The following is a 12,972-nucleotide window of genomic DNA, read 5'->3' as shown; positions in this document are numbered from 1 at the left end:
GCGCCGCCCCCCCCCCCCTTCTCGCTGGGGCCGGCCGCGCGCGGGGCGCTCCACTCGGAGGATCCTGATAAGGAACGTCAGATCTTCACGTTCTCTTCAATGCCGCGCAGGTGGTGGCGGGCGAGCGCCAGGTTCGCGCGGGACTTGGCCAGCGCGAGGTACAGGAACAGTCCGTGCCCGTTGGCCGACTGCAGCGGCCGGATGAGGTGGTACTGGCTTTCGAGGGTGATCAGGATGTCCTCCATCCGGTCGGGCAGCCCGAGCAGGTCGATCGCGCGAAGCTTGGCCCGCACGACGTCGGTGTTACCGGCCGCGGCCACGGTGATGTCGAAATCCGGCGTGCCGCCGAGCGTGCCGAGCGTCATGCCGCTGGTGTAGTCCACGAGCGCGACCGCGATCGCGCCATCGATGTTCATCGCGCTCTTGAGTGCGATGTCAAGGGTATTGCTCAAGGCTGCCTCCGCGGAGCGTTCTTCCGTTCGAGGGGATCTTGGCATACGGAGATCACCGGGCGCAGGTTTCGAAAGATGTCTCACAGGAACTGCATCATTATCGGGGCGCCGATCCCGTTCGGGGCTCGCTGATCGATACCAGGCGATCAGCCAGCTGGCTTTTAGCTGTCTGGCGATCGACCGCTGAGCGCGACGGACTTCGCCACGGTCGCACCGGTCGATCCGGGCGGGCTGCGATCTCCATCACGAGTGGCGTAGGCGACTGCCGCGTTGAACGGAGGGTTGCCTCCAATATTGTGGAGGCATGCCTCAAGTTGCCCGGTCGTCGTACCGGCTCACGTTCGGTGTGCTCGCGGCCTCCACCGCGGCGTTCTCGATGCTGCAGTCGCTGGTCAGTCCCGTGCTGCCGGTCATCCAGCGGGACCTGCACACCGGCGCGGACACCGTGACTTGGGTGCTGACCGCCTGGCTGCTCTCCGCCGCCGTGGCCACGCCGCTCATGGGCCGTGTCGGGGACATGATCGGCAAGGAGCGGACCCTGCTGGTGTCGCTCGCGGCGATCGCCGCCGGGTGCGTGCTCGCGGCGCTCGCCCCCAACATCACCGTGCTCATCGCCGCCCGTGTCATCCAGGGCCTCGGCGGCGCGCTGTTCCCGCTGTCGTTCGGCATCATCCGCGACGAGTTTCCGCCCGGCCGCGTCGTGTCGGCGCTGGGGGCGATGTCGGCCGTCATCGCGATCGGCGGCGGCACCGGCATCGTGCTGGCCGGGCCGGTCGTCTCCGCGCTGAACTGGCGCTGGCTGTTCTGGATCCCGCTCGGCGTCGTCACCGTCACCGGGCTGCTCGCCTGGCGCTTCGTCCCGCCGTCGCCCGTGCGCTCGGCCGGCCGGGTGAACTGGCTCGCCGCGGCCCTGCTGTCCGGCTGGCTCGTCGCGCTGCTGCTGCCGCTGAGCAAGGGCAACGCGTGGGGCTGGGCGTCGCCGCTGACCGTCGGGCTGCTGGCGCTGGGCGCCGTGCTGCTGGCCGCCTGGGTGACGGTCGAGATCCGCTCCGGCAACCCGCTCATCGACATGCGCATGATGCGCCTGCCCAGCGTCTGGACCACCAACGTCGTGGCCCTGCTGTTCGGCGCCGGGATGTTCGGCGTGTACGCCTTCCTGCCCCAGTTCATGCAGATCCCCAGCGCCACCGGCTACGGCTTCGGCTCCTCCGTCAGCGAGGCGGGCCTGCTCATGGTGCCGATGCTGATCACGATGGCGGTCGCCGGCATGCTCAGCGGCGCGATCGCGGGCAGGTTCAGCAGCCGCGCCCAGCTCGTCACCGGCTCCCTGCTGGCCACCGCGGCGTGCGTCGCGTTCGCCTTCGCCCACTCGTCCCGCTTCGAGGTCGCAGCGGCCGGCGCGGTCTTCGGCGCCGGCGGCGGCCTGGCCTACGCCGCGATGACGAGCCTCATCGTGCACAGCGTCCCGATGGCCCAGACCGGCGCGGCGAGCGGCATGAACGCGAACATCCGCACCATCGGCGCATCCATCGGCACGGCGCTGATCAGCTCCATCCTGACCAGCGGCCTGCGCCCGGACGGCCTGCCGACGGAGTCCGCCTTCACCACCACCTTCGCGGCCCTGGCCGTGTCCGTGGCGCTGGCCGTCGCGGTGGCCCTGCTCGTGCCGCGCCGCCACACGCGCCGCGGCGCGACGGCGACCGCGAGCCCGGCCGTGCAGACCGCCGAGGCGACGCTGATCCCGGCCGCCCGCCGGACCGCACCGGCCTGACGCGAGCGGATGCTAGGGCGGGCACGACCAGATCTGCAGGGTCGGGCCGTCGGCGGGTAGTTCGCCGGTGAGCGGGGCGCCGCCGTAGAGGTTCGTGGCCTCCGCGACGCCGCTCAGCGCGACGGGCGTGCCGGGCGCTCGGCGGGCCAGGATCAGCAGCCGCTCGTCGTGGGTCTCGCGCCAGAACGCGACGGCGTCGGCGTCGACGTGGGCGAAGCGCAGGCCGCCGCCGCGCAGCGCCGCGTGCTTGCGGCGCAGGGAGAGCAGCCGGCCGTACCATGGCAGGGTTTGCAGGCTCTTGCGCCACGGCATCGGCGTGCGCGCCTGCTCGCCGGTGGAGCCGGTGAGGCCGAACTCGTCGCCGGCGAACATCATCGGCACGCCGGGCAGGGTGGCCAGCAGGCCGGCCGCGACCTCCATCCGGCCCAGGTCGCCGACCACGGTGCGGATGCGGGCGGTGTCGTGGCTGCCGAGCAGGTTCCACGAGTGCGTCCACGCGCGCCAGGACATGGTGGCCATCATCACCAGCATGGTGCGGACCAGCGCGTGGCCGTCGCGGCGCGGCACGCCGCCGGGGACGCCGAGGAAGTCGGGCAGGTCGAGGTCGTCGGCGCGCAGCCAGCTCCACAGCGGACGCAGGAAGCCGGCGTAGTTCATCGTGCCCTGCCAGCCGCCGGCGTCGAGGTCCGCGCCGGCGCCGTGGGCGTGCTCGGCGACGAGCAGCGCGTCGGGGCGTGCGGCGCGGACCGCCTCGGCGATGAGCCGGGAGACCTCGTGGGTGAGGTCGTCGGCGGCCCGCCGGCCGGTCATGTTGGCCACGTCGACGCGCCAGCCATCGAGGTAGCGCAGCCACCGCCGCACGATCGAGTCCGCGTCGGTGACGAAGCGCTGGCGCAGGCGGGCCGAGTGCCAGTTCAGCTTCGGCAGCGACGGGACGCCGAGCCAGGACTCGTACCCGCCGTCGGCGCTCATGTAGTACAGGTCGGGCTGGTCGAACCACGGGTGCTCGACGCCGGTGTGGTTGGTGGTGAGGTCGCCGACGAGGCGCATGCCGCGGGTGTGCAGGGCGTCGGCGAGGCGGCGCAGGGCCCGGTCACCGCCGAGGAGCGGGTCGACGCGGTCGAAGGCGACGGCGTCGTAGCGGTGGTTGGAGCGCGCCGGGAAGAAGGGGGTCAGGTAGACGGTGTCGGCGCCGAGGTCCTGGATGTGGTCCAGGCGCCGGGCGATGCCGTCGAGGTCGCCGCCGTACCACTGCCTCGAGGCCAGCGGCCCGCGGCCCGTGACCGGCTCGTCCCAGTCGCAGCGCACCGCCCAGTCGGGGGTGGCCGGCGCGGTGGCGGAGCGGGCGAAGCGGTCGGGGAAGATCTGGTAGACGATCGCCTCGCGGGTCCAGGGCGCCGGGCCGTGGTGGGCGACGAGCCGGAAGTCGGTGTCGTCGGGGACGTCGTGGGCGAAGCGGCCGAGCACGGTGTACCAGTCGCCGTCGACGTGGAAGCGGTACCGGGTGACCGGGTTGCGCACGAGGATGCCGGCGCGCCACCACAGCTCGCCGCCGCGCCGCTCGGCGGTGGCCGGGGTGAAGCGGGGCTCGCCGTCCTCGATCGAGCGCACGTGCACGGCGCGCACGCCGGGGCCGGTGCGCAGCCACACGTCCGCGGCCGCGCCGAGCCGCGGGTTCTGGTCCGGCACGTACAGCGCCGAGCCGTCGTGATGGATCCGTTCTCGCCACTGCCGGTCGACGCCTTCGGCGCTGGACCTCATCCTTTCACCGCCCCGGCGGTGAGGCCCGACACGATGTAGCGCTGCAGCACCTGGAAGACCACCACGGTCGGGATCGCGGTGAGCAGCGAGCCGGCGCAGAACATGCCGAAGTTGGCGTTGCGCTTCTCGGCGACGAGGCCGTAGAGGCCGACCGCGAGGGTCTTGGCGCCGTCGCTGCGCAGGAAGACGTTGGCCAGCAGCACCTCGTTGATGGTGGTGATGAAACCGAGCAGGGCGGTGACGGCCAGGATCGGCGCGACGAGCGGCAGGGTCACCCGGAAGAAGATCTGGGCGTGGCTGGCCCCGTCGATGACCGCGGACTCGTCGAGCTCCTTGGGCACGGTGTCGAGGAAGCCCTTCATCAGCCAGGTGTTCACGCCCAGGGCGCCGCCGAGGTACAGCAGCATGAGCCCCCACGGGCTGTCCAGGCCCAGCGCCGGGTAGTAGTCGCCGAGCCCGGCGAAGATCAGGTAGATCGTCACGACGGACAGGAACTGCGGGAACATCTGGATGAGCAGCAGCGAGACGAGCCCGGCCCGGCGGCCGCGGAAGCGCATGCGGGAGAACGCGTAGGCGGCCAGGATCGACAGGAAGACGCCGGCGGCCGCGGCGATGCCGGCGATGAGCACCGAGTTGAGGTACCAGTGCGCGAAGTCGGTCTCGCGGAACAGGCCGGCGAAGTTGCCAAGCCCCGCCGAGTCCGGGATCAGCCCGGTCGAGCTCAGCGAGCCCAGCGGGTTGAGGGCGGCGGAGACCACGAAGACGATCGGGAAGAGCGAGAAGGCGACGGCGAGCACGCCCACGCTGTGGCGCCAGCCGGTGTGCCGGACCCAGGCGATGGTTCGGGCGCTCACGCGTAGACCTCCTCCTGCTTGCGGCTGCGGCGGAAGCCGATGACCGAGATGACGGCGACGATGGCGAAGATGTAGACCGACAGCGCCGCGGCGAAGCCGAACTGGGCGCCGGAGCCGCCGAACGCGACCCGGTAGGTGTAGGTGATGAGCAGGTCGGTCGCGCCGATGCTGGAGTTGCCGGCCGGGAACGGCGCGCCGTCGGTGGTGAGGTAGATGGCGTTGAAGTTGTTGAAGTTGAACGCGAACGACGAGATGAGCAGCGGGGTGAGCGCGACGAGCAGCAGCGGCAGCGTGACCCGGCGCAGGCGCTGGCCGGCGGTGGCGCCGTCGATGGCCGCGGCCTCGGCCATCTCGCGCGGGATGGCCTGCAGCGCGCCGGTGGCGACGAGGAACATGTACGGGTAGCCGAGCCACAGCTGCACGAGAATGACTGCCAGCCGCGCGGTCCACGGGCTGCCGAACCAGTCCACGTGCAGCCCGGTGACCCGGTTGATGAGGCCGAAGTCCTGGTTGAACAGGTCGCGCCAGACCAGCAGCATGGCGAAGGACGGCATGGCGTAGGGCAGCACGAGCAGGACCCGGTAGATACCGCGCCCGCGCAGCCGGTCGGCGTGCAGGGCCAGCGCGCAGGCCAGGCCCAGCGCGAAGGTCGCCAGCACGGAGCCGACCGCGAAGGCGAGGTTCCAGACCAGGGTCTGCAGGAACGGCCCGGCGATGCGCCCGTCCGTGACCACCCGGGCGAAGTTGCGCAGCCCGACGCCCACCTTCCAGCCCTGCGCGAGGTGCTCGCCGTCAGTGCCGCCCCTGCCGACGAACTCGCCGGTCCGTTCGTCGGCGAACCACTGCGCGCCGGTGCCGCGGTCGGTGACGCAGTCGCAGCCGGCGTCGTAGAAGCGGGTGGCCTGGCCGGTGTAGGCGCGGGTGAGGCCGGTGGCACGGATCGCACCGTCCGGTGTGGGCACCGTGAAGGCGAGCACCTCGTCGTTGCGCTGGGTCGCCTGGCCGAGGTCGAGCAGTTGGTAGCCGTCGGCGGCGGCGATGCGGCCGGCGGTGACGGTGACCGCGCCGGCGCCGAGTTCGTGCAGGCCCTGGGCGTCGCCGGCGTACGCCTTGCCGTCCGGGGACAGCAGCAGGAACTTCAGGCCGCCGTCGTCCAGCGCGACCGACAGCGCGTACTCGGCCGCGCCGGGCACCTGCCGCACGGAGGAGCTCTGGATGGCGGTGATGGCGTCCTGCTTGGTGCCGCGGTGCCCGTCGCCGTAGTTGGTGAACGCGGTGGCGACCGTGTAGAGGACCGGGATCACCTGGAAGGCCAGGAGGAACAGCACCCCCGGGACGAGGTACTTCGCCGGGACCGGCCGCGGCGACAGGTAGATCGCGAAGATCAGCCCGGTGACGACGACGAGGACGGCGAGCCATCCCCAGGCGTGGGCGTCGGCGAGCGGAAAGGCGGCGTAGACCGCCAGCGCCAGGGCGAGCCCCAGGACCGCGATCTTCACGACCATGCCCCGGAGGTACGTGTTCGTCATGGCGTGCTACTTGCTGATCGCGTCGGTGATGGTCTTCGACGCGCCGCTCAGCGTCGCGGGCACGTCGGCGCCGCCGACGATGGCCGACTCCGCCTTGCCGAACGGGTCCCACACCGCGGCCATCGCCGGGATGGCCGGCAGCACGGCGCCGCCCTTGCCCGCGGTGAGCCACTTCTCGATGTCGGGGTCGCTGCCCTTGACCTGGTCCATGGCCGCGGTCAGCGCCGGCGGGCGCGGGTTGGCCTGGTACAGCGCCACCTGCAGGTCCGGCTTGGTGAGGTAGTTGGTGATGAACTCGTTGGCCAGGGCCTTGCTCTTGCCCTTGCTGGCCACGTAGAACGCCTGCACGCCGACGAACGGCTGCGCGGGCTTGCCTCCGGCGAAGGGCGGGATGGGCGTGATGTCGTACTTGAGGCCGGCCTTCTTGATGTCGGCGACGGCCCACGGCCCGGAGATGAGGAACGGCGTCTTGCCGCCGGTGAAGGTAGGGATGGAGTTGTCGCTGTTGACCGAGCGGGTCAGGGCACCTGCGCCCTTCTCGCCCAGCGCGGCGATCTTCTTGAACGCCTCGACCGACGCGGGCTTGCCGACGCCGAGGTCGGCCGGGTCGTAGTCGCCGTTGGGCTTGGTGCCGAACAGGTAGCCGCCGGCCGAGCTGAACAGCGGGTAGATGTGGTACGCGTCGCCGTTCTGGCCGACCTGCAGCGACAGGATGTTGCTGACCTTGCCCGAGTCCTTGAGCGCCTTGCCGGCCGCGACGAGGTCCTCGATGGTGGCCGGCGCGGTGGGCGCCAGGTCGGTGTTGCGGATGAGGGCGAGGTTCTCGATCGCGTACGGCACGCCGTAGAGCTGGCCGTTGAACGTGACGGCCTTGACCGCGACGTCGGCGAACGCGGACTTCTGCGAGTCCGACAGCTGGATCGGGTCGATGGTGCCGTTCTGGACCAGGTTGCCGATCCAGTCGTGCGCGCCGACGACGATGTCCGGGCCCTTGCCGGACTGCGCGGCGGTCACGTAGTTGGTCTGCAGGTCCTTGGAGACCGCCTGGACCTGCACCTCGACGTGGTTGGCCTTGCCGAAGGCCTCGGCGAAGGGCTTGAGGGCCGCCGAGCGCTGGTCGTCCGCCCAGATGGTGAGCGTCGCGGCCGGCTGCGTGGAAGTGCTTTCGGGGGTTTTCGACGACCCACAGGCCGTGAGGGTTAACGCGGCGAGGGCGAACACGCCGACGGCGCGCAGCGGGATGCGCATGGAAGCTCCTGTTCAGGGGCTGGCCCGCGGCGGCGGTAGAGGCCGCCACGCAGCCAGGGGAGGTTTGCCGACATCGATACCAGGGGTGTCGATCGAATACCGGTGGCGCAGACCGTAGCAAGGAGTTGCAGAGAATGAAAGCCCTTCCACCCGACTTTCAATTTCGCCGTGTGGCCGCTTACTCTCGACCCATGGCCATGGACGCTCCACGAGCTCGTCTCGCTGACATCGCCCGGCAGGCGGAGGTCAGCGAGGCCACCGTCTCGCGGGTGCTCAACGACCGGCCCGGGGTCAGCGCGGACACCCGGCACGCCGTGCTCACCGCGCTCGACGTGCTCGGTTACGAACGCCCCGAACGGCTGCGCAAGCGCAGCGCCGGCCTCGTCGGCCTGGTGACGCCCGAGTTGGACAACCCGATCTTCCCGCTGTTCGCGCAGGTCATCGAGTCCGCGCTGGCCCGGCACGGCTACACGCCCGTGCTGTGCACGCAGACGCCCGGCGGCGTGACCGAGGACGAGTACGTCGAGATGCTGCTGGAGCGCGCGGTCGCCGGCATCATCTTCGTCTCCGGCCTGCACGCGGACACCACCGCCGACCACGACCGGTATCGCAAGCTCATCGACCGCCCGCTGCCGATCGTCATGGTCACCGGGCTGGTGCCCGGCCTCGGGGCGGCGTGCATCTCCTGCGACGACGCGCGGGCCAGTGAGCTGGCGGTGGACCACCTCGCCTCGCTCGGCCACACGCGCATCGGGCTCATCTCGGGCCCCGAGCGGTATCTGCCGGTGCAGCGCAAGATCCTCGGATACCGCGAGGCGATGCTGCGCCGCGGCCTGGCCGACAACATCGAGCTGTCGCTGTTCGGCGTCGAGGGCGGGCACGCCGCCGCCGACCGGCTGCTCGAGCGCGGCGTCACCGGCCTGGTGTGCGGCTCCGACCTGATGGCGCTCGGCGCGGTGCGGGCGGCGCGCTCGCGGGGCCTGTCGGTGCCGCGCGACGTGTCCGTCGTGGGCTACGACGACTCGCCGCTGATCGCGTTCACCGACCCGCCGCTGACGACGCTTCGCCAGCCGGTGCGGGCCATGTCCAACGCGGCGGCGCAGTCGCTGGTCGACGCGATCAACGGGCAGCCGACCCCGCATTCGGAGTACCTCTTCGCGCCCGAGCTCGTCGTGCGCGGCTCCACGGGCATCGCGCCCCGCTGACTTCCCCCACCCAGATCCGGCGCGGTTGGCGGCCCGCGCCCGGACGATCACGCCTCACGAAGGGACCACCATGTCCGACGCTCTCGACATATCCGATATTTCCGATACATCGTCACAGCTGGCCGATGCCCTGGCGGACCTGGGCACGGACGCGGCGCAGCAGTGGTGGCGCACGGCCGTCATCTACGAGATCTACGTGCGCAGCTTCGCCGACGGCGACGGCGACGGCGTCGGCGACCTGATCGGGCTGCGCGAGCGCCTTCCCCACCTGCGCGACCTCGGCGTCGACGCGATCTGGCTCACCCCGTTCTTCCGCTCCCCCATGGTCGACGGCGGCTACGACGTGTCCGACTACCGCGACGTCGACCCCGCCTTCGGCACCCTCGCCGACTTCGACGCGATGCTGGCCACCGCCCACGACCTGGGCCTGCGCGTCATCATCGACCTGGTGCCCAACCACACCTCCAGCGAGCACCCGTGGTTTGCGCAAGCCCTGCAAGCCGATCCGGGCGATGCGGCCCGGGCGCGGTATCACTTTCACCCGGCGACATCGGACGGTCACCCGCCCAACGACTGGGAGTCGGTGTTCGGCGGCCCGGCGTGGACGCGGGTGGCCGACGGCGAGTGGTACCTGCACCTGTTCGACCCCGCCCAGCCGGACCTGAACTGGGAAAACCCCGACGTGCGGCTGGAGTTCGAGTCGGTGCTGCGGTTCTGGCTGGACCGCGGCGTCGACGGCTTCCGGGTCGACGTGGCGCACGGGATGGTGAAGGCCCCCGGCTACCCGGCGGCCGGCGCGACCGGCCAGATCGGCCTGCTCGGCCGGCGCGAGCTGCCGTACTTCGACCAGGACGGCGTGCACGAGATCTACCGCGCCTGGCGCAAGATCCTCGACTCGTACCCCGGGCAGCGCATGGCCGTCGCCGAGGCGTGGGCGTCCACGCCGCAGCGGCTGGCCCGCTACACCGCGCCCGACGAGTTGCACCAGGCGTTCAACTTCGAGTTCCTGCAGGCGGACTGGGCGGACCCGGCGGCGGTGCGGGCGAGCATCGACTCGTGCGTCGAGGCGGCCGAGTCGGTCGGCGCGCCGACGACCTGGGTGCTGTCCAACCACGACGTGCGCCGGCACCCGACGCGGCTGGGCTCGCCGCGCCGGGCCAACGCCGCGGCGCTGCTCATGCTCGCGCTGCCCGGCTCGGCGTACGTGTACCAGGGCGACGAGCTCGGCCTGCCCGAGGTGCTCGACCTGCCCGCTGACGCGCGCCAGGACCCGGTCTGGTTCCGCTCCGGCGGCACCGATCCGGGCCGCGACGGCTGCCGGGTGCCGCTGCCGTGGACCGCCGCGGCGCCGGCGTACGGGTTCTCCGCCACCGGCCGGTCCTGGCTGCCGCAGCCGGACTGGTCCGCGCTCGCCGCGGACGCGCAGGCCGGGGACCCGTCGTCCACATTGGAGCTCTACCGCGCCGCGCTCGCCCTGCGCCGCACGGTGACCGGCCCGGTGCGCTGGCACGCGAGCCCGCCCGGCGTGCTGGACTTCTCCCGGGGCGACCTGCGCTGCGTCGTGAACCTCTCCGACTCCCCCGTCGCGCTGCCCGATCCGCCCGGTTCGCACGTGGCCCTGGCCAGCGGCACCGTCGCCGCCGGCACGCTCCCGGAGGACACCGCAGTGTGGATCTTTGCAAGAACTGCCAGGTCTTCCTGAGCGTTTCGGCAGTTCAAAGGCCTTTCTGGAGGTGCCTGCGGGCAATTTCTTGCAAGGTTCTTGACTTTCGGTTTCCACGAGGAACAGGCTCAGCGTCATCGATCCGGCCGCCACCGGATCGCCATCGCCCACCCCACTCCGCTACCGCCATTTCGGAGGGCACCCGTGCACATACCCCGCCTGTCCAGACGTCTCACCAGGACCCTCACCGTCGCCGCCGCGCTGCTGCTGGGCGCGGCGCTCACCGTGCCGCTGCTGTCCGGCAGCCGCAAGGCCGAGGCCGCCACCGGCGGCAACGACGTCATCGCCAACCTGTGGCTGTGGCCGTGGAACTCCATCGCCACCGAGTGCACGAACGTGCTCGGCCCGGCCGGCTACGGCGCGGTGCAGGTCGCCCCGCCGCAGGACTCGATCAGCGTCGCCGGCCACCCGTGGTGGGACATCTACCAGCCCGCCGCCTACGACCTCAACAGCCGCATGGGCACCCGGGCGCAGTTCCAGAGCATGGTGAACGCCTGCCACGCCGCCGGGGTCAAGGTGTACGCCGACGCGGTCATCAACCACATGACGGGCGCGAACCAGTCGAGCACCACGGCGTACGGCGGGGCGAGCTTCACCAACAACTACAGCTACCCGAGCGCCGGGTACAGCTCCTCGGACTTCCACTTCCACCCCGCCGACTGCCCCCAGCCGGACAACCAGATCCATGACTGGAACAACCCGGCCGAGGTCTGGAACTGCCAGCTGCTCAGCCTGTCGGACCTCAAGACCGGCACCGACTACGTGCGCACGAAGATCGCCGGCTACCTCAACGACCTCATCTCGGTCGGCGTGGACGGCTTCCGGATCGACGCGGCCAAGCACATGGCCCAGGCGGACCTGTCGGCCATCAAGGGCAAGCTCACCAAGCAGGACGTGTACTGGACGCAGGAGGTCATGCCGGGCGGCTCGGGCAGCCTCGCGCCGTCGGCCTACGAGGGCATCGGCGGCATCCTCGAATTCAACTACGCCAGCAGTCTCAGGAACCAGTTCAACGGCAGCATCGCCAACCTGCAGACGTTCGGGCCCAGCTGGGGCTTCGAGCCCAGCGCGAAGTCCACGGTGTTCGTCTCCAACCACGACACCGAGCGCAACGGCTCGACGCTCAACTACAAGGCCGGCGCGACCGACACCCTCGCCAACGTGTTCATGCTGGCCTGGAACTTCGGCACGCCGAACGTGATGAGCTCGTTCACCTTCAGCAACAACGACGCGTCGCCGCCGGCCGACGCGAACGGCTACGTGACCGCGGTGACCTGCGGCAGCGGCTGGGAGTGCCAGCACCGCCAGCGCGCGATCAAGAACATGGTGGGCTTCCACAACGCCACCCGCGCCGACACGAGCGTGGGCAACTGGTGGTCGGACGGCTCGAACGCGATCGCCTTCAGCCGCGGTACCACTGGATGGATCGCGATCGACAACGGCGGCGGCGCGGTGTCGTCGCGCACCTTCAGCACCGGCCTGCCCGCGGGCGTCTACTGCGACGTCATCCACGGCGACTACAACGCCGCCGCGCAGACCTGCTCCGGCCCGACGGTCACGGTCGACGGCGGCGGCCAGGCCACCCTCGGCGTGGCGGCCAAGGACGCCGTCGCCCTGCACGTCAACGCCCGCCTCGGCGCCGGCCCGACCACCTCGCCGACCTCGTCGGCCTCGCCCAGCGCGTCGGCCAGCCCGTCCACGACCCCATCGACGACCCCGTCGGTAGGCGGCGTCTCCTTCACCGTCACCGGCGCCCCGAGCGGCAACCCGATCTACCTCGTCGGCTCCGTCGCCGCGCTCGGCTCGTGGAACACCTCGGCCGCGCTGCCGATGACGGCGAGCGGCTCGTCGTGGAGCACGACGGTGCCGCTGCCGGCGAACACGGCGATCGAGTACAAGTTCATCGCCAAGGACGCCGGCGGTAACGTGACGTGGGAGCCCGGCTCGAACCACACGTACACGGTCCCGGCCTCGGGCACCGGCAGCATCAACACGACGTGGAACGGCTCGTCCACGTCCGCCCCCGCGCCCGCGGTCACCTTCAACGCCAACGTGAGCACCATCTGGGGGCAGAACGTGTTCGTGGTCGGCTCGATCCCGGCGCTCGGCTCGTGGAACACCGGCAGCGCGATCGCCCTGTCCTCGGCGAACTACCCGATCTGGTCGGCGACGGTGACCCTGCCGGCGAACACCGCGGTGGAGTACAAGTTCATCAAGAAGAACCCCGACGGCTCGGTGACCTGGGAGAGCGGCGCGAACCGCACCCTGAACACCGGCACCGCCGCGCAGACGGTCAACGCGACCTGGAAGTAGCACCGCCGAGTGGCGCGGCGGGCCCCGCCCTCGGCCCGGCCCCGCACCCCGGGCGCGGCGCGGGGTTGAGGGCGACCGGCGGCCGCCGGGCGCCGAACACCAGGCTCACCACGCGG

General features: G+C 71.3%; 9 protein-coding genes. 4 read left to right on the top strand and 5 right to left on the bottom strand.

Features of this window, described 5'->3' with window-relative positions:
• Positions 1-77 precede the first annotated feature (77 nt).
• Positions 78-497, bottom strand: a complete 420-nt coding sequence (locus AB0367_RS38040; RefSeq protein WP_366231380.1) for a hypothetical protein — start codon at positions 495-497, stop codon at positions 78-80.
• A gap of 259 nt (positions 498-756) precedes the next feature.
• Here AB0367_RS38040 and AB0367_RS38035 point away from each other — a divergent pair, with 259 nt between their 5' ends.
• Positions 757-2,223 (top strand): MFS transporter, encoded by a 1,467-nt coding sequence (locus tag AB0367_RS38035; RefSeq protein WP_366231379.1) that lies wholly within the window; start codon positions 757-759, stop codon positions 2,221-2,223.
• A 12-nt stretch (positions 2,224-2,235) separates the two neighbouring features.
• Here AB0367_RS38035 and AB0367_RS38030 read toward each other — a convergent pair whose 3' ends face one another.
• From AB0367_RS38030 to AB0367_RS38015, 4 genes are read right to left on the bottom strand one after another with little or no spacing between them, the layout of a single operon-like run.
• Positions 2,236-3,984, bottom strand: a complete 1,749-nt coding sequence (locus tag AB0367_RS38030) for a glycoside hydrolase family 13 protein (protein WP_366231378.1) — start codon at positions 3,982-3,984, stop codon at positions 2,236-2,238.
• Positions 3,981-4,838 (bottom strand): sugar ABC transporter permease, encoded by an 858-nt coding sequence (locus tag AB0367_RS38025; RefSeq protein WP_366231377.1) that lies wholly within the window; start codon positions 4,836-4,838, stop codon positions 3,981-3,983. Before AB0367_RS38025 ends, AB0367_RS38030 begins: the two co-directional genes overlap by 4 nt.
• Positions 4,835-6,367, bottom strand: a complete 1,533-nt coding sequence (locus AB0367_RS38020; protein ID WP_366231376.1) for an ABC transporter permease subunit — start codon at positions 6,365-6,367, stop codon at positions 4,835-4,837. Before AB0367_RS38020 ends, AB0367_RS38025 begins: the two co-directional genes overlap by 4 nt.
• A gap of 6 nt (positions 6,368-6,373) precedes the next feature.
• Complete coding sequence (locus AB0367_RS38015) at positions 6,374-7,615, bottom strand: maltose ABC transporter substrate-binding protein (protein ID WP_366231375.1); 1,242 nt, start codon at positions 7,613-7,615, stop codon at positions 6,374-6,376.
• 197 nt (positions 7,616-7,812) lie between these two features.
• Here AB0367_RS38015 and AB0367_RS38010 point away from each other — a divergent pair, with 197 nt between their 5' ends.
• From AB0367_RS38010 to AB0367_RS38000, 3 genes are all read left to right on the top strand, one after another.
• On the top strand, positions 7,813-8,820 hold the full coding sequence (locus AB0367_RS38010; RefSeq protein WP_366231381.1) for a LacI family DNA-binding transcriptional regulator: 1,008 nt from the start codon (positions 7,813-7,815) through the stop codon (positions 8,818-8,820).
• A gap of 70 nt (positions 8,821-8,890) precedes the next feature.
• Positions 8,891-10,522 (top strand): glycoside hydrolase family 13 protein, encoded by a 1,632-nt coding sequence (locus AB0367_RS38005; RefSeq protein WP_366231374.1) that lies wholly within the window; start codon positions 8,891-8,893, stop codon positions 10,520-10,522.
• Between the two features lie 165 nt (positions 10,523-10,687).
• A complete protein-coding gene (locus AB0367_RS38000; protein ID WP_366231373.1) occupies positions 10,688-12,856 on the top strand; it encodes a carbohydrate-binding module family 20 domain-containing protein in 2,169 nt (722 codons plus the stop codon).
• The last annotated feature ends 116 nt before the right edge of the window (positions 12,857-12,972 follow it).

It is taken from the genome of Dactylosporangium sp. NPDC051484, assembly GCF_040689395.1.
Lineage (GTDB): Bacteria > Actinomycetota > Actinomycetes > Mycobacteriales > Micromonosporaceae > Dactylosporangium.
The sequence above is the reverse complement of the archived record's forward strand: the minus strand, read 5'-3'. Positions and strand labels throughout refer to the sequence as shown.

Excerpts from the sequence above, each read along its gene's own strand:
- AB0367_RS38040 (WP_366231380.1), bottom strand. The coding sequence starts at position 497 with ATGCCAAGATCCCCTCGAACGGAAGAACGCTCCGCGGAGGCAGCCTTG.
- AB0367_RS38035 (WP_366231379.1), top strand. The coding sequence starts at position 757 with ATGCCTCAAGTTGCCCGGTCGTCGTACCGGCTCACGTTCGGTGTGCTC.
- AB0367_RS38030 (WP_366231378.1), bottom strand. The coding sequence starts at position 3,984 with ATGAGGTCCAGCGCCGAAGGCGTCGACCGGCAGTGGCGAGAACGGATC.
- AB0367_RS38020 (WP_366231376.1), bottom strand. The coding sequence starts at position 6,367 with ATGACGAACACGTACCTCCGGGGCATGGTCGTGAAGATCGCGGTCCTG.
- AB0367_RS38015 (WP_366231375.1), bottom strand. The coding sequence starts at position 7,615 with ATGCGCATCCCGCTGCGCGCCGTCGGCGTGTTCGCCCTCGCCGCGTTA.
- AB0367_RS38010 (WP_366231381.1), top strand. The coding sequence starts at position 7,813 with ATGGACGCTCCACGAGCTCGTCTCGCTGACATCGCCCGGCAGGCGGAG.
- AB0367_RS38005 (WP_366231374.1), top strand. The coding sequence starts at position 8,891 with ATGTCCGACGCTCTCGACATATCCGATATTTCCGATACATCGTCACAG.